Origin of the sequence: Brevundimonas sp., assembly GCF_036676055.1 — a bacterium.
GTDB lineage: Bacteria > Pseudomonadota > Alphaproteobacteria > Caulobacterales > Caulobacteraceae > Brevundimonas.
Genome location: NZ_JAKFDS010000030.1, coordinates 1 through 19,789 on the forward strand (window position 1 = coordinate 1; position 19,789 = coordinate 19,789).

Genomic DNA, 19,789 nt, shown 5'->3' on the forward strand with positions numbered 1-19,789 from the left:
CGGGCGCGGCGCCGGGCGGGGAGGTCACCGGGGCCGACGCCGCCACGGTGGCCCCGCCGCCGCCGGCCCAGCCCGCTCCCGCCGCCGCTTCCGGCCCGCGTCCCTATTTGTCCGAGCCGCGCCGATGACCGCTTCCGCCCTGACCCGTCCCGGCGAGCGCGACCGGATCTCGACCAAGATCACCGAACTGGACTGGCGCCTCGTCGGCCTGCTGTGCGTCATCGCCGGCGTCGGCGCGGCCATGCTCTATTCGATCACCGGCGGGCATTGGCAACCGTGGGCGGCCAAGCACCTGATCCGTTTCGGGGCCCTGCTGGCGGTGATGCTCGGCCTCGCCATGGTCCATCCCAAATGGTGGTTTCGCGCCGCCTATCCGCTCTACGGCCTGCTGCTTCTGCTGGTGCTGATGATCGAGTTCACCCCGCTCGGCTACACCGCCGGCGGCGCGCGCAATTGGCTGAACCTCGGTTTCATCCGCATCCAGCCTGCCGAGTTCATCAAGATCGGCCTCGTTCTGGCGCTGGCCCGCTGGTACCACAACCATTCCGCCCAGGACGCCCGGCTGTCGTGGAAGCTGCTGATCCCCGCCGGGATGATCGGCGTGCCCTTCCTGCTGATCGCCAAACAGCCGGACCTGGGCTCGGCCATGGTCATCGGCCTGACCGGGGCCGCCGTCATGTTCATGGCCGGACTGAGCTGGCGCATCATCGCCGCGGCCGGCGCGGCCGCCGTCGCCGTCATCCCGCCCTTCGTGATGTTCGTCATGCACGATTACCAGCGCAACCGCGTGCTGACCTTCCTCAACCCCGAGGCCGACCCCTCGGGCACGGGCTACAACATCATCCAGTCCAAGATCGCGCTCGGCTCCGGCGGGCTGCTGGGCAAGGGCTACGGGCTGGGGAGCCAGAGCCAGCTCGAATTCCTGCCGGAGCGGCACACCGACTTCATCTTCTCGACCGTGGCCGAGGAGTTCGGTTTCGTGGGCTCGTTCACCCTGCTGGCCTGCTACGTCGCCGCCATCCTGATCGCCCTGCGCATCGCCTCGCTCGCCCACAGCCATTTCGGACGTATCGCGGCCGCCGGCATGACCTCCTTCTTCGCCCTGTTCGTGCTGATCAACGGGGCGATGGTGATGGGACTGGCCCCCGTGGTCGGGGTGCCGATGCCGCTGCTGTCCTATGGCGGCTCGTCGATGATGACGGTGATGATCGGCTTCGGCCTGGTGCTTTCCACCCGGGTCCATCGTTACGTCGAACTGCCCAAGGGCCACGGCCTGTTCTGATCGCGGGGTTCAGGCGTTAGGCTCGGATCATGTCTGAATCATCCGCTCCGTCCGCCCCGCCCGTGTTCGTCCCCGACTGGGGCGATGAGCCCTGTCCCAAGCCCGTGCTCCCGGCCGCCTCGCCGGAGCAGACCGCCGCCATGATGGACGGCGTCCGCATGCGCGAGAATCCGGCCGAATGGGCCTTCGTCCGCCTGTCCAAGCTGATCGAGGATTTCGAGAAGGGCCTCGACAAGGACGAGGAGATCGGCGCCCGCATCGTCGGCCTGCCGGGCGACGGCACCATGTCGATCGAGGACGTCGGCTTCTGGGGCCCGGACTTCATCCTGTTCACCGGCAAGAACGCCGACGGCAAGCCGGTGCGCCTGATCCAGCACTACGGCCAGATCAACGTCCTGCTCGACGTCCGCCGCCGCCCGGAGGAACGTGAAGCCCGTCGTATCGGCTTCCAGTTGTCGGAAATGGTGCGGAAGACGGACAAGAAGTGAGGCATCAGGCGACAGGCAACAGGCTTCAGATCGCCTTGATCCAATAGCTGCCAGCATCGCGACGACCCTGTTGCCTGTTGTCTGCTGCCTAAAGCGAAGCCGCCCAGTCCGTCGCCCGCACCAGGCTGTCGATGATGCCCGGTTCGGTGGAGGCGTGGCCGGCGTCCTTGACCAGGTCCAGCTTCGCCTCGGGCCACGCCCGGTGCAGGGCCCAGGCGCCGGAGGGCGGGGTCACCACGTCGAACCGGCCCTGGGCGATCCAGCATGGGATGTGGCGGATGCGGCCGATGTTCTTGAGCAGCCAGCCTTCCTCGGGGAAGAAACCACCGTTGGTGAAATACCAGTTCTCGATCCGGGCGAACGCCACCGCGAATTCCGGCTCCGCGAACTTGTCGGGGCGGGCTTCGGGCCCCTCGACACTGACCGTTTCGCCCTCCCAGCTCGACCAGGCGATGGCGCAGCGCTCCCGCTCCGCCTGGTCATCGCCGATCAGCCGCTTGTAGTAGGCGCCCATCAGGTCGTGCCGCTCGCCCTCCGGGATCGGGGCGATGAACCGCTCCCAGGCGTCGGGGAACAGGTGCGACGCCCCCTCCTGGTAGAACCAGTGCAACTCGCCCCGGGTCAGCAGGAAGATGCCGCGCAGCACCAGGGCCGCGGTTCGCTCGGGATGGGTGATGGCGTAGGCCATCGACAGGGTCGAACCCCAGCTGCCGCCGAACACCACCCATTTGTCGATGCCCAGCAGGTCGCGCAGCCGCTCGATGTCCTCGATCAGGGTCCAGGTGGTGTTGTCCTCCAGCGAGGCGTTCGGGCGGCTGTTGCCGCAGCCGCGCTGGTCGAACAGGACGATGCGGTATTTGGCCGGATCGAAATAGCGCCGCATGCCCGGATTGACCGCGCCGCCGGGGCCGCCATGCAGGACGACGACCGGCAGGCCCTGGGGATTGCCGCACTCCTCGTACCAGATCTCGTGGAGGCCATCGGTCGGCATGAAGCCGCTGGCGTAGGGCTCGATCTCGGGAAACAGTTCGCGGCGGGACGTCTCGGGCACGGGGAAGGCCATACGGGTACTCGGACTCTTTCGTGACGGGTCAGGCGGGAGGAGTTTGTGTCCGCAATGCGGCATAGCCGATCAAAAGCCAAGCCGCGATCATCAACAGGCCGCCGATCGGAGCGACGGCGCCCATGGCCGAAAGGCTCATCAGCGCGACGGCCGACAGGGCGAGGGCGAAGATCAGACCACCCGCCGCGGCCAGCCAGCCGGCGATGACGACCAGCCGGTCCCGGGCAGGCCAGACGGCGCAGACCAGGGCAAGGACGGCGTGGACCAGCTGATAGTGCGCGCCCGTGGTCAGCAACTGCTTGACCTGGGGCCCCGCGCCATGGGCCGCGAAGGCGCCCAGCGCCACGGCCAGGGCCCCGTTCAGGGCGGCGAAGACGACCAGGCTGCGAGTCGTTGTCATCGGTGGACGCTAGCCGACAGAATCCCCCGCGTCTGCTATTCGCCCGCCATGACTCCCGCCCGGCGCATGGCTTTGCAGTATGTGTTGCTCTTCGGCGCCACCGGGGTGTCGCTGCCGTTCGCGGGTCTGTGGATGCGTGCGCAGGGGTTGAGCGGGGCCGAGATCGGGACCCTGCTGGCCGCCCCGATGCTGGCCCGGATCGTCACCGGGCCGCTGCTGGCGGTCTGGGCCGACGGCTTCCGCTACCGGCGCACGCCGATCGCCCTGATGGGCCTGGTCATGGCCGCGGGTTACGCCGTCGCTGGAGCCTCCGACCTTCATGCGGTCCGGGCCATCGGCTGGTTCGTTGGAGCGACGGCCATGGGCGTGCTGGTGCCGCTGAGCGACGTCATGACCCTGCGGCTGGCCGGCCGGCTGGGCTTCAGCTTCTCCCTGCCGCGCGGCGCCGGCTCGGCTGCCTTCGTGGTCGCCAATGTCGGCATGGGCGCCTTGCTTCTGCACTGGCCGGTGGACGGCGTGATCGTCTGGATCGTCCTGGCCTCGCTGGGCGTCGCCGCCGTCGCGGCCTTCGTCCTGCCGCCCGAGCCGGTCGCCGACGGCGCCCCGGTCGCCGGGCTGGAGCGGTTCCGCGGCCTCGGGCGGCTGGTGGGGGATCCGGTCTTCATGACCGCCATCTTCGCCATCGGCGCAGTGCAGGCGGCCCACGCCTTCCAATACGGCTTCTCGGCCATCCTGTGGAAAACCCAGGGGATAAGCGAGGCGGTGACGGGCCAGCTCTGGGCCTTCGGGGTGATCGTCGAGATCGCCCTGATGTGGCTTTTCGAGCCGTGGCGCCGCCGGGTCGGCATCGGCCCGTGGAGCCTGTTGATGATCGGCTCGGCCGCCGCCGTGCTGCGCTGGAGCGCCATGGCCTTCGCCCCGCCGCTGTGGCTGCTATGGCCGCTGCAGGCCCTGCACGCCCTGACCTTCGCCGCCACCTTCCTGGCCGGGCTGCAGATCGTGGAGCGGCTGTCGCCGCCCGAGAGCCACACGGCCGCCCAGACGCTCAGCTCCATGCTGTCGGCCGGGGTGCTGATCGGCTTGGCGACCGCCGCCTCGGGGCCGCTCTATGACCGCTTCGGGGCCGGGGGCTACTGGGCCATGGCGGCGATGGCCGCGGCGGGACTGGTCGCCGCCGCGCCGCTGCGCCGCAAGCTGGCCGGCTGACCTCAGGCCAGATCGCCGATGGCGGCGTCCAGCAGCATGAAGGCCCGGCCGCCGTCCGACGTCAGCCGCCCCAGCACGCCCTGGCCGTCGCCGGCCGAGGCCCGCGCCGCCAGGTCCCGCGCGAAGGTCCTGACATAGGTCTCGGCGTCGGCGCGCAGATCGGCGTCGGTCAGCACCCGTCTCGACACGCTGCGCACCGCCGCCGGCGCGACCCGGCGCACGATCTGGCGGGCGCGCTCGGGATCGCCGCCGGCCACCGCCTGGGCGGCCTCCTCGACGCGCGAGCGGGGCAGCAGGGCGTTGGGATCGACCCCCATACGGCGGATGGCGGCCGTCATCCGTTCGCCCAGAAGCTCGCTGTCCTCGGCGGGCATGATCGGCGTGTCGAGATCCAGAGGGGCCTCCGACGGGCCGTCGTCGACCAGATCGCTCCAGCCCAGCCGATCCTTCTCCGGCTGGTTCGGCACGGCGGCCCCGGGCATCGGCTCCAGCTTCAGCCGGCCGCGCAGGCCGAAGCCGCGCGGCTCTGAGGCCGGCTCGGGGCGCGGGCGCTGCGGCGCTTCCGGCTCCGGGGCGGGGCTGGCGGGCGCGGGTTCGCGGCGGCGGATCGTCGGCGCGTCTCCTGACACCACCCCCATCAGCCGGACGGCCTCGGTCAGCATGTCGTAGTTGCGCCGCACCCGCTCCTGGAAGCCGGCGTCCAGCGCCTCGGTGTCGGCGGCGGCCTTCTGCGAGGCGGCCGACAGGGCGGCCAGACCTTCCTCGACCGTCGCGCGGACGGCGTCGACCCGCTGCTGCGCCTCCTCGGGCAGGCGGGCGGCGCGCTCGTCCAGCGCCTCCATCGCCTCCTCGACGCGGGCCAGGGCCGAGTTCATCCGCTCGACGGTGGCCTCGAGCTGCTCCAGCGCCCGCTGGCCGGCCTCCTCGACCAGTCCGCTGGTCTCGGAGACGATCCGCCGGGCGCTGTCGACGCGGGCGTCGGCGGCCTGATCGGCCTTCTGCGCCGCATCGAACAGGGCCTCACCCAGCCGGTCGGCGCGAACCTGGGCCTGTTCGGCGGCTTCACCGGCGGCCAGCCGGGAGTCCTCGGCCGTGGCCTGCAGCGCCGCCAGCGCCCGCCGGGTCTCTTCGACCAGGGCGTCGCGGGCCTCCGCGGCCAGCGCCTCGAACTTGTCCAGCGCCAGCTTGGTGGCGCTGTCGAAGCCGTCGGCCTCGCGCTGGGACATTTCGACGAGGGCGCGGAACTGGTCCGTGGCGGCCTCGACCAGGTCCTTGATGCTCTCGGTCGTCCGCACCGAGGTCTGGCCCAGTTCGTCGGTGACCGCCCGGGTCGCCGACAGCTGCTCTGTCAGCTGCGCGCGCTGGCTCTCGACCTGGGCGGAGAAGTCCTCCTGGTCGGTGCGCAGGGCGTAGGCGGCGGTGACCAGGGCGGCGCGCTGCTGGCCGAGACCTTCCTCGACCGACTGGATCTGCTCGGCGACGCCCGAGCCGGCGTTCTCCAGCCGCAGGGTCTGGCGGGCCAGATCATCGGCGGCGACGCGGGCGGCCTCCTGGGCCTCGCCGGCGGCGGCGGCCAGGTCGGCGGCGCGGGCGGCGAGGGCGGCTTCGGCCTCCCGCAGCTGCGTCTGGGCCAGGTCGGAGGCGTCGACGACCATGCGCGACTGCCGTTCGACCGCGTCGATCACGCCGGTGGCCTGGCTGTCCAGCTGAACCCCCAGCGTCTGCATCTGGTCGCGCTCGTGGCCGAGTTGCTCGGCCAGCCGGCGGGCGGTCCGGCCGGCGGTCTCGGCGGCCTCGTTGAGCCGGATGGTCTCCTGCGCGAGGGCCTCGCGCAGCAGGGTCATGTCGTTGCGGGCTCGCTCGGCCGCCAGCGAGGCCTGATCAATGTCGTTGCGCAGCGCGTTCAGCACCTCGCCGGTCTGCTGCGCGGCGAGGGCCGTGGGCGCGATCAGGGCCTCGGACAGGCCCCGGGCGCGCCGGGTCTCGGCCGCCAGTCCGGCGCCTTGCCGGATCGCATGGGCCAGCATGATGGCGAGGCCCGCGGGGGCCAGTGCGATCAGGGCGTAGACCGCCAGCCGCAGCGGCTCCAGCTCGGCCGCGCCGGATCCGATCTCATAGGCCAGCCAGGCCGCCACGCCGCCGATCCACAGCGCAGCCGAGACGCCCGCCAGCAGATAGGCGTGCCGGCCCGAGGGCGCCGGCTCGAGCGGGCGACGCAGGGGCGCCGGCGCAGGGCGCGGCTCATAGGGGGCGGGCGGAGCGTCCGCGGATTCAGCCAGCTCGGGCGTGACGGCCGGGGACAGGGCGGCCTCTTGGCGCCGCGCCGCCTCGGCGGCCCGCTGTTCGGCCTGGCGGCGTTCTTCCGCAAGGCGACGCCGGCGGCGCTCGGACATCGGGCGGTCGGCGACCAGATCGGACTCCAGATCGGGCTCGGCGCCCGGCTCCGCATCCAGGGCGGTCGCGGCGACGTCCTCCGGCTCGGGGTCGGTCAGGTTCAGCGGCGGCCGTTGGCGGGATTTCATGGGGTGGCGATCTCGTCAGGACACGACGTCGCGCAGCCGGGGCGCGCGACCCGTCAGAACCCTAGCGGCTCAATCGCGGCGCGCAAAGGCGAGGGCCGACGAATCCGGCGGAGGGATCAGCAGTCCTGTTGACGACGGGCCGCGGCGACCCCGATGGCGGCGGGCGCATCCCCGCAGTCCTGCACGCGGTGGATTTCCCGCTCGGTTTTTCTGGGGGCGTCGACCTGCAATCCGAATTGCGAAAGGGCCGCTGCGGCGAGCAGGGCGACGAAGCCGACGATCATTTCGATCAGCGCCTGCATCGCCGACCTCCCACTCCGTTTGAACTCGGAACTATGCGCTGAAAACCGCGTTCGGGCAATCCGCGGCCGCCGAAATATGACGACAGAGCGGCTGAAACATTGCCGAAATGGAACGGAACGCGGCGGCGTGCGTCCTGTAGAGCTTGGGGCGCAAGCCGCCGTCATGCGAATCGGTCAGGCTTCCATTCATGAGCCCTTCGGCGGACGAACAGAACCAACCCTGGCTGACGCCGGGACAAAACTGCTGGCGGGTCGAAACCGCCGGACGGTTCGCCGTGCTGATGGAGAACGCCGCCTATTTCGAGGCGCTGCGATCCGCCCTGGACAAGGCCGAACGGTCGATCGTCCTGCTCGGCTGGCAGTTTGACCCGCGCACCCGCCTCGACCCCGAGACCCTGCCGGACGATCACCACGCCCAGATCGGTCACCAGCTGCGCATGCTGGTCAAGGTCCGGCCCGAACTGGACGTGCGCCTGCTGATCTGGAAATCGCCGCTCGTCATCGCCGCGTCCCAGGGCTTCTTCCCGCACCGGGCGCAGGGCTGGTTCCGCAAGCGGTTCGTGGAGTTCCGCCTCGACCGCGCCGGTCCGACCGGCGCCTGCCACCATCAGAAGGCGGTCATCATCGACGACAAGGTGGCCTTCTGCGGCGGCGGCGATATTTCGACAGACCGCTGGGACTCGAGCGAACATCTCGACGGAGATCCGCGCCGGTGCCAGCCGTCCGGTCTGATCCCGGCGCCCCGCCACGAGGTTATGTGCGTGATGGACGGTCCGGCGGCGCGCGCGCTCGGCGATCTGGCCCGCGAACGCTGGTTCCGCTCGACCGCGGAACGGACGGTCCCCGACGAGGTCGAGGGCGATCCCTGGCCGGACGGGGTCGAGCCGGATCTGTTCGACACCCCGATCGCCATCGCCCGCACCGAGCCGGCCTGGGCCGGACGGAGCGAGGTGCGCGAGAACGAGATCCTCCACCTCGACGCGATCCGTCGCGCGCGCCGGCTGATCTATCTGGAGAACCAGTATTTCACCTCGCCGAAGATCGCTGCGGCCCTCGCCGAACGCCTGGCCGAGCCGGACAGTCCGGAGGTCGTCCTCGTCTCGACCGGCGAGAGCCCCAGCTGGTTCGACCAGATGACCATGGACACGGCGCGCTCCGAGGTCCTGTTCCGGCTGGAGCAGGCCGACTGCAACAATCGCTTCTACGCCTTCGCCCCCTACACCCGGGGCGGCGAGCGGATCATCGTCCACGCCAAGGTGTCGATCTACGACGATGAGGTGCTGCGGATCGGCTCGACCAACCTCAACAACCGGTCCTTCGGCTTCGACACCGAATGCGACGTGGCGGCGGCGCCGACGACGGAGGAGGGGCGGGCGGCCATCCGCCGCTTCCGCCAACGCACCATCGGTCACTGGATCGGGGAAAGCTCTGAGGAATTCGCCGCCGCCGAGGCCCTCGTCGGATCGGTCGGGGAGGCCATCCAGCGCTTCGACACGGGTCGGATGCGATCGCTCGGGGCGAAGCCGCCGTCCCCGTTCGAACGTTTCATCGCCGAATTCCAGCTGGGCGACCCGACCTCGCCCTCGGATGCGTTCCGGCCGTGGAAGCGCCGCACCCGTTCGCAGCGCAACCAGCCCGCCCGGATCAGTTCCTGAGCGTGAAGTCCACCACCAGCGGCAGGTGGTCGGACGCCATGCGGGCGAGCGGCGAGAAGGGGGCCGTGACGCCGGTGACGACCACTTCCGGACTGGTGAAACAGTGGTCGATGCGGATGGCCGGGAAGCTCGACGGGAACGTCTTGATCGAGGGCTTGAGCCCCAGTTCCCGCTGGCAGTCCGACAGTCGTCGCGCCAGCGCCTGATAGGGCCGGGTGATCGAGGTGGCGTTGAAATCGCCCGTCAGCAGTGTCGGACCGGCGCACGACGGATGCCCCAGCCAGCCTTCGCCCAGCAGGGCCGCGACCTGCAGCCGCTGCTCGCGCGGCACCAACCCCAAGTGGGTGGTGATCACATTCAGGGCGACGCCGTCGATGTCTATCGCCGCCCACAGGGCGCCGCGCGGTTCCAGACCGGGGACGCCCCGAACCGTCGGCAGCGGCCCGGACTTGATCAATCGCTCCGGGCGAAGCGTCAGGATCGCATCGCCATATTCTTCCTTCTCGACCGTCATCGCCGCGTGAAAGTGGAAACTCATCGCCAGTCGGTCGGCGATGGCGCTGGCCTGATCGACCAGCCCGGTCCGGGCGCGACCCACGTCGAGCTCCTGCAGGCAGACGATATCGGGTTCGTGCTCGGCGATGACCGCCGCGATCCGGCCGACGTCCAGCCGGCGATCGACGCCGACGCAGCGGTGCACATTGTAGGTCAGCAGGCGGGGCATGAAGTCCTGGGAACGGGCCGAAACGCTCTGTGGCGGTCGGGCTAGGCCATTTCCAACAGGAATGCGACCCCGGGGGGGCGCGTTCCGCTTGTTGTCAGATCACGACCAGACGGTCCGGCACCTCGTTGGGATTGCCGGGGTGTGGCGGGAAATGGCGGGCCAGCACCTCGCCGCACAGGCCCACCGCCGCCTCAAAGCCCGCCGCCGGGTCGTCGCGCTTCAGACCCTGGGCCAGAGCTTCCGCGGCGTCGCCCCACACCGAGTGCTCGACCTGGTCGTAAATGCCCTGATCGGCGACCACCTCCACCTGGTGATCGGACAGGGCGGCGAAGATCAGCACCCCGGTGCGCGCCTGGGTGACGTGCAGGCCGTGGGCGAGGAACTGCTGCACGGCGGCGTTGCGGGTCCGGGCGCGCCTGACCGCGCGAGGCGTGACCCAGCGCGTGACCACGGGCAGGCGGGTGATCAGATAGACGGCCACGAACAGAACCGCCTGAATCACGGCGTAGGCTCCGAGCGCATGGCCGGTCGACACCTGCTGTGAGGCGAGGTGGGAGGCTTCCCAGCCGTCGGCGAAGCCGGGAATCCAGCCCGGCTCGAAGCCCAGCGGGATCAGCCCGAGCGGCAGGATCAGCGCCGCCGCGGCGGCCCAGGCCAGCGAGACGTCGCGGTAGGAGGAAACCCGCCGCGCCAGGACGCAGAAGATCTCGCCCGATGTGCGGGATTCCGCCGCGTTGATGGCGGCCGCGATCCGGTCGTGGGCCTCGTTCGTGAGATTGATCACCATCCGCCGGATGCGCCCCCGCCGCCAAATGAGCCGCCGCCGCCGCCGAAGCCGCCGCCGCCCCAGGACGATCCGCCTCCGCCGCCGCGCCCGCTGTTGCGCAGGGCTTCGGACGCCGCCCAGATCAGGATCGGCGCCACGCCGGAGCCGCGTCGCCGGCGTCCGCCCCCGGCGAGGCCGCCGATCATGCCGATGAACATCAGCCCGAAGATCATGGCGATCAGGATCATCGGGCCGATCGGCAACCCTGCCTCGGGGGCGGTCGCCGCCGCCGCCCGCGCCTGGGCCTCGGTGGGGTCCAGTCGAAGCTGGGCCTCGATGGCGGCCGCGCCCTGGTCGATGCCGCGCTCGAAATAGCCTTCGCGGAAGGCCGGCAGAATCTCGTTGTGGATGATCAGGGCCGACAGGCCGTCGGTCAGCACCGGTTCGAGCCCGTAGCCGACCTCGATGCGGACCTTGCGCTCTTCGGGCGCGACGATCAGCAGGACTCCGTTGTCGTCCTCGGCCTGGCCGATTCCCCATGCCCGCCCCAGCCGATAGCCGTAGTCCTCGATCTCGAGGCCTTGCAGGCTTTCCACGGTGACGATGACCAATTGGTCGGAGGTGTCGCGCTCCAGCGCCTCCAGGCGCGTCGTAAGCTCGGCCTCCTTCTCGGGGGTCAGCAGGCGGGCCTGGTCGACCACCCGGCCGCTCAGTTCAGGAAACCGCACGTCGGCGGAGCCTTGCGCGGCGGCGCTGTGCCCGCTCGCCAGCCAGACGGCGGCCAGCATGGCGAACAGCAGCGCCGTCAGTCGGACCGTCTGACAGGGAGGCGAAGACTTCACTGCGCGGGCGGAGCCGCGCCGGGCGTGGTCGGCGCGGCGGTCCCGCCTGGGCGCGCTGGATTGAGTGCGTCGAAATTGACCGTCGGCGCGGTCTGGGCGGCTTCCGTCGCCTGGAACAGCTGCATCGGCTCGGACCCGCCGTGGATCGTCTTGGCCCAGATCACCGTCGGGAAGGTCCGCAGCGAGGTGTTATAGTCCCGCACCGCCTCATTGTAGTCGATCCGGGTGATGTTGATCCGGTTCTCGGTGCCTTCCAGCTGGGTCTGGAGCACGAGGAAATTCTGGTTGGACTTCACCTCGGGATAGCGCTCGACGACCAGCATCAGACGCGACAGCGCCTGGCTCAGCTGCCCTTGCGCGGCCTGATACTGCTGGAAGGCGGCCGGATCGCTCAGCGTCTCCGGCGTCACCGTCACGCCGGTGGCCTGGGCCCTCGCCTGGATGACTTCGGTCAGGATGGCGCGCTCCGAGATCGCCGCGCCCTGCACCGTGGCGACCAGCTGGGGCACCAGGTCGGCGCGGCGCTGGTAGGCCGACTGCACGTCGGCCCAGCGGGCCTTGGCGGCCTCTTCCTTGGTCGGGATGGTGTTGATGCCGCAGCCTGTGACGGCGGGTGCGATGAGCACGACCGCGGCGATCGCCGCCGTCCGGGAGTTCAAGGCATTCATCGTCGTCTCCTGTCAGGCTGCAGACCCGAAGAAACGACTATCGGAGGTTAGGGTTCGCCGTTCAAGCGTCCAACGCTTCCGGCTCGACCCCCGCCTTGCGGCAGGCGGCCGTATAGGTGTTGGCCAGCAGGCAGGCGATGGTCATCGGGCCGATCCCGCCGGGGACGGGGGTGATGCGCCCGGCGACGGCGGCCGCTTCGTCGAAGGCCACATCGCCCACGACCCGGGTCTTGCCCTCGGCGGCCTTCACCGGATCCCGCGACGGAACCCGGTTGATGCCGACGTCGATGACGGTCGCGCCCGGCCGGATCCAGTCGCCGCGGATCATCTCCGGGCGACCGACGGCGGCGACCAGAATGTCGGCCGTGCGGCACAGCGCCGGCAGGTCGCGGGTGCGCGAATGGGCGACGGTGACCGTGCAGCTCTCGCCCAGCAGCAGCTGCGCCATCGGCTTGCCGACGATGTTGGAGCGGCCGACGATCACCGCGTTCAGGCCCGACAGGTCGCCCAGCTCATGCTTCAGCAGCATCAGGCACCCCAGTGGCGTGCACGGAACCAGCCCGGGAAGACCCACGGCGAGGCGGCCCGCATTGACGACATGAAAGCCGTCGACGTCCTTGTCCGGATCGATCGCGCCCAGCACGGCCGAGGCGTCGATATGGCCGGGCAGGGGCAGTTGCACCAGAATTCCGTGGATGCCCCGGTCGGCGTTCAGCGCCGCGATCAGCTCCAGCAGCGTCTCCTGATCCGTCTCGGCCGGCAGCCGGTGGGTGTCGGAGCGCATCCCGGCGCGCAGCGTGGTCTCGCCCTTGTTGCGGACATAGATCTGGCTGGCCGGGTCTTCGCCGACGATGACGACGGCCAGGCCGGGCTTGACGCCGTGCTGCGATTCGAGCCGCGCCGAGGCCGCGGCGACCCGCTCCACCAGCCCGGCGGCGAAAGCCTTGCCGTCGATCAGGGTCGCGCGGGCGGGATCGGCCGTCATGGTTCGGCTCCGTCGTCAGGAATGGTGCGGTGAGCGCGATTTACAGACGGCGCGGTTCGGCGTCTATGATCGAGGCCGCAATCAGGGGGACCGCATGCGCCGTCAGACTATCCTCGCCGCCGCCAGCTGTCTGGCCCTCGTTCTGGCCGCCGGCCCCGCCCTGGCGCAGGCCGCCGGGCCGCTGGCCGTCGGGGCGACGATCGAAGGCGCGATCGAGGAAGGCGACCAGACCGCGGAGGACGGCGCGTACCGCTACGACGACTACGCCGTCACGGCCCGGGCCGGTCAGCGGTTCGAGGCCATCCTGCGCGCCCCGGAGTTCGACACCTACCTTGAGGTCTTCCCCGCCGATGACACGACCGAGGCGCTGGCCTCGGACGACGACGGCCTCGGCGAGGGCACTGATTCCCGGCTTCGCTTCACGGCGCCGGCCGCAGGGACCTACACGCTGCGGGCCCGGCCCCTGTCGGGTCTGGACGGCGGCGCCTATACGCTCAGCCTGGCGGAACGCCCGCCCGCGCCCCGCGCCCCGCGCCCGTCCGGCATCCGCCTCGGCCAGACCGTCAACGGCGATCTGTCGAGCCGCGATCCGGAGACCGACGAGGGCCTGCCCTATGACGCCTTCAGCTTCCGCGCCCGGCAGGGCGACCGGATCGCGGTGGCGCTGGACAGCGAAGCGTTCGACCCGGTTCTGCGCATCGGCCGCATGGAGGCGGGCGCCTTCGTCCAGCTGGCCGAAAATGACGACGGTCCGGATTCCGGGTTGAACTCACGGCTCGTGTTCACGGCCCCGGAGAACGGGGACTATCTGATCCGGGTCACCCCCCTGAACGCGGCTGACTCCGGAGACTACAGCCTGAGCCTGCAGGAGGGCCCCCCGCCCGCCGCGGCCCAGTCGATCGCCATCGGCGACACGGTCGAGGGCGAACTGACCGAAGGGGACGGCAAGAGCGAAAGCGACACCCCCGCGGACGCCTGGCGGTTCGAGGGTCGCGAAGGCCAGCGGGTCCGCATCGACATGACGTCCGACGACTTCGACACCTATCTGGAGCTGTTCGACGACAATCGGGTCAGCCTCGACGAAGACGACGACGGCGGCCCGGAGGGCACCAATTCGCGGATCACCGTCACCCTCCCGCGGACGGGGGCCTACGTCATCGAGGCGCGGGCGTTCGCCGAGGCGACGGGCGGCTACAGCCTGTCGCTCGTCGAGGTGGAGCCGGACCGCGCGCCGGAAAGCATCGCATTCGGCGCCTCGCTCGAGGGAGAGATCGGCGAGGGCGACCCGCGCGACGACGACGACCGCGGCTATGACGCCTTCACCTTCTCCGGCGTCGAGGGTCAGCGCATCCAGGCCATCATGCGCTCCGGCGACTTCGACACCTTCCTGCAGGTCGGCAAGGCCGACGGCGAGTTCTCCGCCCTGGCCTCGGACGATGATGGCCTGATGGAGGGCACGGATTCGCGGCTCAACTTCACCCTGCCCGAGGACGGCGACTATGTGCTGCGCGCCCTGCCGCTGGGCTCCGACTCCAAGGGTCTCTATGCGCTTGAGCTGATCGACCGCGGCCCCCAGCCGCAGCCCGGCAGCGTCCTGGTCGGATCCACCGCCTGGGGAACCCTGAGCGAAACCGACGCGACCACCGACAGCAACAGCTTCTATGACGCCTATCGTGTCGTGCTGCGCGAGGACGAGAAGCTGCTCATCACCATGGTCTCCAACGACGTCGACAGCTTCGTCATCGTCGGACGGATCAAGAGCGACGGCGCCTTCGAAGCGCTGGGCTCCGACGACGACGGCCTGACCGACACCCATGCCAAACTCGAGTGGACCGCGCCGGACGACGGCACGTTCGAAATCCGCGCGGGGGCGTACCAGCAAGGCCAGACGGGGGTCTACGCCCTGACGGTCGAGAAACAGCCCTGACGCCAGTCGCGACGGGTGGAGTAAGCGTTTGACGGACATCGCCGCCCGCAAGGACCAGCACCTCGACGTGATCCTCGCCGGCAGGGCGCGGCACGGGCTGGACAGCGGCTTCGCGGCCGTCCGCTTCGTGCATGAGGCGCTGCCGGACCTCGACCACGGCAAGATCGATCTCGGTGCCGACTTCCTCGGCCGCCGGCTGAAGGCGCCCCTGCTGATCAGCGCCATGACCGGCGGCCCGGCGCGCGCCGAGGCCATCAACACCCGGCTGGCCGAGGCGGCCCAGCATCTCGGCATCGCCCTTGCGGTCGGCTCCCAGCGGGCGGCGCTGGCGGCGGACGGGCCGACGCCGGGGCTGGACATGGCGCTGCGGCTCAAGGCCCCCGACACCCCCATCCTCGCCAATATCGGCGCAGCCCAGCTGACCCGTGGCTTCGGCGTCGACGAGGCCCGGCGCGTGCTGGACATGATCGCCGCCGACGCCCTCGTCGTGCACCTCAACCCGCTGCAGGAAGCCTGTCAGCCCGAGGGCGATCGCGACTGGTGGGGCGTCGGCGCGGCGCTCGAGGCGCTGGTCAAGGCGCTGGATGCGCCGGTGGTGGTCAAGGAGACCGGCGCGGGCCTGTCAGGCGCGACGGCCCGGCGGCTGGCGGACATGGGCGTGGCGGCGATCGATGTGGCCGGGGCCGGCGGCTCCAACTGGGCCATGGTCGAGGGCGAGCGGGCCGTCGACGCCGACGACAAGGCCCACGCCGCCGGCTTCGCCGACTGGGGCATACCCACCGCCCGCGCCATCGCCGAGGCCCGGGCCGCCTGTCCGAAGACCCTGATCATCGGCTCGGGCGGGGTGGCGGACGGCGTCGACGCGGCGAAAGCCATCCGCCTCGGCGCCGACATGGTCGGTCAGGCGGCTGGGGTGCTGCAGGCCGCCACCGTCTCGACCGAGGCGGTGGTCGACCATTTCCAGACCATGATCCGTCAGCTGCGCACCGTCTGCTTCTGCACCGGCTCGCCCAACCTGACCGCCCTGCGCAAGGCGCCGTTGCAGGGCTGAGCATCCTCATTGCTATCGTCATCCTCCGGCAAGCGGCGCAGCCGCGCAGACCGGGGGACCCAGCGGCGCCGAAGGCGATCTGCTCAGGCAGGCTGTTGCACACAGCGCGCTTCCGACAGGGTCGCGCTCTCGCGCGCCGCTGGGTCCCCCGGTCTCGCTACGCTCGCCGGAGGATGACGAAAGGAGAGGAACTACGCCGAGGGCAGCAGATCGCCCGCGAAGGTGCGGTACCGGCCGGCCCGCACCCCGTCCGTCGCCCGCGCAATGTCCGGCGCGAAATAGTGGTCCGAGCCATAGGCGGCGGCCGCCTCGCGCACGATGGCGAAGACCTGCTCCAGATCGGGCGAGGTGGTCAGCGGCCGGTGGAATTCGATCCCCTGCGCGGCGGCCAGCAGTTCGATGGCCACGACCGTGGCGGTGTTCTCGGCCATGTCCAGCAGACGCCTCGCGCCATGCGTGGCCATGGAGACGTGATCCTCCTGATTGGCCGAGGTCGGCACGGTGTCGATGCTGCACGGATGGGCCACCATCCGGTTCTCGGCCACCAGGGCGGCGGCGGTGACCTGGGCGATCATGAAGCCGGAGTTCAGCCCGCTCTCCTTCACGAGGAAGGCGGGCAGGTCGCTCATCTTCGGATCGACGAGGATAGAGGTGCGCCGCTCGGAAATATTGCCGATCTCGCACAGCGCCATGGCGATCTGATCCGCAGCGAAAGCAACGGGTTCGGCGTGGAAATTGCCGCCGGAGATGACGTCGCCCTCGTCGATGAAGACCAGCGGATTGTCGGTCACGGCGTTGGCCTCGCGCTCCAGCGTGGCGGCGGCGTTGCGCAACACGTCCAGCACGGCGCCCATCACCTGCGGCTGGCAGCGCAGGGAGTAGGGGTCCTGCACCTTTGAGCAGTCGTGGCGATGGCTCTCGCGGATAGCGCTGCCGGCCATCAGGGCGCGCAGGCGGGCGGCGACGGCGATCTGTCCGGGCTGGCCCCGCAGGGCGTGGATGCGGGCGTCGAACGGCGCGTCCGAGCCCTTCAGCGCATCGACCGACAGGGCCCCGGCCGCCACGCCCGCCGCGAAGGCGGCCTCGGCGGCGAACAGGCCGGCCAGCGCCAGCGCCGTCGAGCACTGGGTGCCGTTCAGCAGGGCGAGCCCCTCCTTGGGGCCCAGCACGATGGGCTTCAGCCCGACCGTGGCCAGCGCCGCCTCGGCCGGAAGGGTCTCGCCGTTCACCCGCGCCTCGCCGACGCCGATCAGGACGCAGCTCATATGCGCCAGCGGCGCCAGGTCGCCCGACGCCCCGACCGAGCCCTTGGACGGGATGCAGGGCAGCACGCCCCCGTTGACCATGGCGATCAGGGCCTCGAGCGTCTCGCGGCGGATGCCCGACGCCCCCTTCGACAGCGAGGCGATCTTCAGGACCATCAGCAGACGCACCACGGCGTCGTCCAGCAGCGGCCCGACCCCGCAGGCGTGGCTCAGCACCAGATTCTTCTGCAGCGTCTCGAGGTCGTCCGCGGCGATGGAGGTGTTGGCCAGCAGGCCGAAGCCGGTGTTGACGCCATAGACGGTGCGTCCCTCGGCCACGATGGCCGCGACCACGGCCGCGCCGCGCTCGACGGCGATCCAGGCGGCGGGGGCGAGCTCGACCGTGCACGGGCCGTCAAGCACCGCGCGGAGCTGGGCGAGGGTGAGGGGGGACTGGCCGAGGGTGAGGGTGGTCATGATCAGGCCTTCAGGCTCGGCAGGTTGAGGCCGTGTTCGCGCGCCGCCTCTTTCGCGATCTCATATCCTGCGTCCGCGTGGCGCATCACCCCGGTCGCCGGGTCGTTCCACAGGACGCGCTCCAGCCGTTTCGCGGCCTCGGGCGTGCCATCGGCGACGATGACCACGCCGGAGTGCTGGGAATAGCCCATGCCGACCCCGCCGCCGTGGTGCAGGGACACCCAGCTGGCGCCCGAGGCCGTGTTCAGCAGGGCGTTGAGCAGCGGCCAGTCGGACACGGCGTCCGAGCCGTCCATCATCGCCTCGGTCTCGCGGTTCGGGCTGGCGACCGAGCCGCTGTCCAGATGGTCGCGGCCGATGACGATCGGGCCGCTGAGTTCGCCGGAGGCCACCATGTCGTTGAACATCAGGCCCGCCCGGTGGCGGTCGCCGAGGCCGATCCAGCAGATGCGGGCGGGCAGGCCCTGGAAGGCGATCCGCTCCTCCGCCATGTCCAGCCACCGGTGCAGGCCGGCGTTGTCGGGGAACAGCTTTTTCATCGCCGCGTCGGTCTTGCGGATGTCGTCAGGGTCGCCGGTCAGCGCCGCCCAGCGGAACGGGCCGATGCCGCGGCAGAACAGCGGGCGGATATAGGCGGGCACGAAGCCGGGGAAGGCGAAGGCGTCTTCGACGCCCTCGTCGAAGGCGACCTGGCGGATGTTGTTGCCGTAGTCGGTGACCGGGATGCCCTGCCCATGGAAAGCGAGCATGGCCTGCACATGGACGGCCATCGACTTGCGGGCCGCAGCCTCGACGGCGGCGGGGTCGCTCTGCCGCTTCGCCTCCCACTCCGCCACGGTCCAGCCCTGCGGCAGATAGCCGTTGACGGGGTCGTGGGCCGAGGTCTGGTCGGTGACCAGATCGGGACGGACGCCGCGTTTGACGAGTTCAGGCAGAACATCCGCTGCATTGCCCAACAGACCGACAGATATGGGTTTTCCATCCAACTTGGCCTGTTCGATCAAGGCCAGCGCCTCGTCCAGCGTCTCGGCCATGACGTCGAGGTAGCGGGTCTTCAGCCGCATCTCGATCCGGCTGCGCTGGCACTCGACGGCGAGGCACGAGGCCCCGGCCATGGTCGCGGCCAGCGGCTGGGCCCCGCCCATGCCGCCGAGGCCGGCGGTCAGGATCCATTTGCCCGACCAGTCGCCGCCATAGTGCTGGCGCCCGGCCTCCATGAAGGTCTCGTAGGTGCCCTGAACGATGCCCTGGGTGCCGATGTAGATCCACGAGCCGGCCGTCATCTGGCCGTACATCATCAGCCCCTTGCGATCGAGCTCGTTGAAATGCTCCCAGGTCGCCCACTTCGGCACCAGATTGGAGTTGGCGATCAGCACCCGCGGGGCGTCGGCGTGGGTGCGGAACACCCCGACCGGCTTGCCCGACTGGACCAGCAGGGTCTGGTCGGCCTCGAGATTGCGCAGCTCGGCCACGATCCGGTCGAACGAGGCCCAGTCCCGCGCCGCCTTGCCGATGCCGCCATAGACCACCAGGTCCTCCGGCCGCTCGGCCACCTCGGGATCGAGGTTGTTCATCAGCATCCGCAGCGCCGCCTCGGCGGCCCAGGTCTTCGCCGTCATCTCCGGGCCGCGGGGGCTGCGGATGACGCGGGTGTTCGGGGTCTGTTGAGTCGTCATGGCGGCCTCTCTACGCTGCCCGCCCATGACCATGGAAGACTCAGACGCGCTCGGCTGGCGCTCCATCGCCGACCTGACCGGTGACCACCCCGACGCCCCGGTCGCCCTGATCGGCGCGGGCCTTAACGAACGCTCGCTCACGCCCGGCCGCTGCGACCTCGGTCCGAAGGTCTTCCGGGCGGTGCTGCCGCGCTTCTCGACCTATGACGTCGAGACCGGCGCCGAGCTGTCGACCCGCGTGCACGACGCGGGGGACGTGGCGCTGAAGGGCGTGTCGCCCGCCGACGCCTTCCAGCCCGTGCGCGACGCCGTGAGGGCGCAGGCTTCCCGGCCACTGACCGTGCTGGTCGGCGGCAACAACGCCATCACCCGGCCCGGCGTCCACGCCCTCGGCCTCGACCGCGTCGGCGTCCTGACCCTCGACGCCCATTTCGACCTGCGCGACACCGACCAGGGCCTGACCAACGGCAATCCGATCCAGGCCCTGCTCGAGGACGGCCTCGACGGCCGC

At 70.5% G+C, this 19,789-nt stretch carries 18 protein-coding genes; 7 read left to right on the forward strand and 11 right to left on the reverse strand.

Going from position 1 to position 19,789, the window contains the following annotated elements:
• The first annotated feature begins 124 nt into the window (after window positions 1-124).
• Window positions 125-1,282 (forward strand): rod shape-determining protein RodA, encoded by a 1,158-nt coding sequence (gene rodA, locus V6M45_RS05530; protein WP_332654624.1) that lies wholly within the window; start codon window positions 125-127, stop codon window positions 1,280-1,282.
• Window positions 1,283-1,311: 29 nt separating this feature from the next.
• Window positions 1,312-1,770 (forward strand): DUF6173 family protein, encoded by a 459-nt coding sequence (locus V6M45_RS05535; RefSeq protein WP_332654625.1) that lies wholly within the window; start codon window positions 1,312-1,314, stop codon window positions 1,768-1,770.
• Window positions 1,771-1,858: 88 nt separating this feature from the next.
• Here V6M45_RS05535 and pip read toward each other — a convergent pair whose 3' ends face one another.
• Entirely contained in the window at window positions 1,859-2,833 is a 975-nt protein-coding gene (gene pip / locus V6M45_RS05540) for a prolyl aminopeptidase (protein ID WP_332654626.1), read from the reverse strand.
• Between the two features lie 28 nt (window positions 2,834-2,861).
• A complete protein-coding gene (locus V6M45_RS05545) occupies window positions 2,862-3,233 on the reverse strand; it encodes a DUF423 domain-containing protein (RefSeq protein WP_332654627.1) in 372 nt (123 codons plus the stop codon).
• A gap of 48 nt (window positions 3,234-3,281) precedes the next feature.
• Between V6M45_RS05545 and V6M45_RS05550 the strand changes: the two genes are divergently transcribed.
• Window positions 3,282-4,439, forward strand: coding sequence for an MFS transporter (locus V6M45_RS05550; protein WP_332654629.1), 1,158 nt, complete (start codon window positions 3,282-3,284; stop codon window positions 4,437-4,439).
• Between the two features lie 2 nt (window positions 4,440-4,441).
• Here the strand turns inward: V6M45_RS05550 and V6M45_RS05555 are convergent, their stop codons facing one another.
• Both V6M45_RS05555 and V6M45_RS05560 read right to left on the reverse strand, forming a co-directional pair.
• Entirely contained in the window at window positions 4,442-6,961 is a 2,520-nt protein-coding gene (locus tag V6M45_RS05555) for a tipN (RefSeq protein WP_332654630.1), read from the reverse strand.
• Window positions 6,962-7,077: 116 nt separating this feature from the next.
• Window positions 7,078-7,263 carry a hypothetical protein gene (locus tag V6M45_RS05560; RefSeq protein WP_332654631.1) on the reverse strand — a complete coding sequence of 62 codons (186 nt, stop codon included), beginning with the start codon at window positions 7,261-7,263 and terminating at the stop codon, window positions 7,078-7,080.
• A 188-nt stretch (window positions 7,264-7,451) separates the two neighbouring features.
• Between V6M45_RS05560 and V6M45_RS05565 the strand changes: the two genes are divergently transcribed.
• A complete protein-coding gene (locus V6M45_RS05565; protein WP_332654633.1) occupies window positions 7,452-8,918 on the forward strand; it encodes a phospholipase D-like domain-containing protein in 1,467 nt (488 codons plus the stop codon).
• Here the strand turns inward: V6M45_RS05565 and V6M45_RS05570 are convergent.
• From V6M45_RS05570 to V6M45_RS05590, 5 genes are all read right to left on the reverse strand, one after another.
• A complete protein-coding gene (locus tag V6M45_RS05570; RefSeq protein WP_332654635.1) occupies window positions 8,908-9,642 on the reverse strand; it encodes an endonuclease/exonuclease/phosphatase family protein in 735 nt (244 codons plus the stop codon). The genes V6M45_RS05565 and V6M45_RS05570 overlap by 11 nt on opposite strands.
• Window positions 9,643-9,736: 94 nt before the next feature.
• Entirely contained in the window at window positions 9,737-10,429 is a 693-nt protein-coding gene (locus tag V6M45_RS05575) for a TPM domain-containing protein (protein WP_332654637.1), read from the reverse strand.
• Window positions 10,423-11,250 (reverse strand): TPM domain-containing protein, encoded by an 828-nt coding sequence (locus V6M45_RS05580; RefSeq protein ID WP_332654638.1) that lies wholly within the window; start codon window positions 11,248-11,250, stop codon window positions 10,423-10,425. Before V6M45_RS05580 ends, V6M45_RS05575 begins: the two co-directional genes overlap by 7 nt.
• Entirely contained in the window at window positions 11,247-11,918 is a 672-nt protein-coding gene (locus V6M45_RS05585) for a LemA family protein (RefSeq protein ID WP_332654639.1), read from the reverse strand. The genes V6M45_RS05580 and V6M45_RS05585 overlap by 4 nt, the downstream gene beginning before the upstream one ends.
• 61 nt (window positions 11,919-11,979) lie before the next feature.
• Window positions 11,980-12,903, reverse strand: coding sequence for a bifunctional methylenetetrahydrofolate dehydrogenase/methenyltetrahydrofolate cyclohydrolase (locus tag V6M45_RS05590; RefSeq protein WP_332654640.1), 924 nt, complete (start codon window positions 12,901-12,903; stop codon window positions 11,980-11,982).
• A 94-nt stretch (window positions 12,904-12,997) separates the two neighbouring features.
• On the opposite strand from V6M45_RS05590, the gene V6M45_RS05595 reads away from it, so the two are divergent.
• Window positions 12,998-14,830: a PPC domain-containing protein gene (locus tag V6M45_RS05595; protein ID WP_332654641.1), complete on the forward strand. Its 1,833-nt coding sequence runs from the start codon at window positions 12,998-13,000 to the stop codon at window positions 14,828-14,830.
• Window positions 14,831-14,858: 28 nt separating this feature from the next.
• Window positions 14,859-15,881, forward strand: a complete 1,023-nt coding sequence (gene fni, locus V6M45_RS05600) for a type 2 isopentenyl-diphosphate Delta-isomerase (RefSeq protein ID WP_332654642.1) — start codon at window positions 14,859-14,861, stop codon at window positions 15,879-15,881.
• A 191-nt stretch (window positions 15,882-16,072) separates the two neighbouring features.
• Here the strand turns inward: fni and hutH are convergent, their stop codons facing one another.
• Together hutH and hutU are read right to left on the reverse strand one after the other, a co-directional pair.
• On the reverse strand, window positions 16,073-17,602 hold the full coding sequence (gene hutH, locus V6M45_RS05605) for a histidine ammonia-lyase (protein WP_332654643.1): 1,530 nt from the start codon (window positions 17,600-17,602) through the stop codon (window positions 16,073-16,075).
• Window positions 17,603-17,604: 2 nt separating this feature from the next.
• Window positions 17,605-19,278 carry a urocanate hydratase gene (gene hutU / locus V6M45_RS05610; RefSeq protein WP_332654644.1) on the reverse strand — a complete coding sequence of 558 codons (1,674 nt, stop codon included), beginning with the start codon at window positions 19,276-19,278 and terminating at the stop codon, window positions 17,605-17,607.
• Window positions 19,279-19,303: 25 nt separating this feature from the next.
• Here hutU and V6M45_RS05615 point away from each other — a divergent pair.
• Window positions 19,304-19,789, forward strand: a 486-nt coding sequence (locus V6M45_RS05615) for an arginase family protein (RefSeq protein WP_332654645.1), incomplete at its 3' end; no start/stop codon positions are given.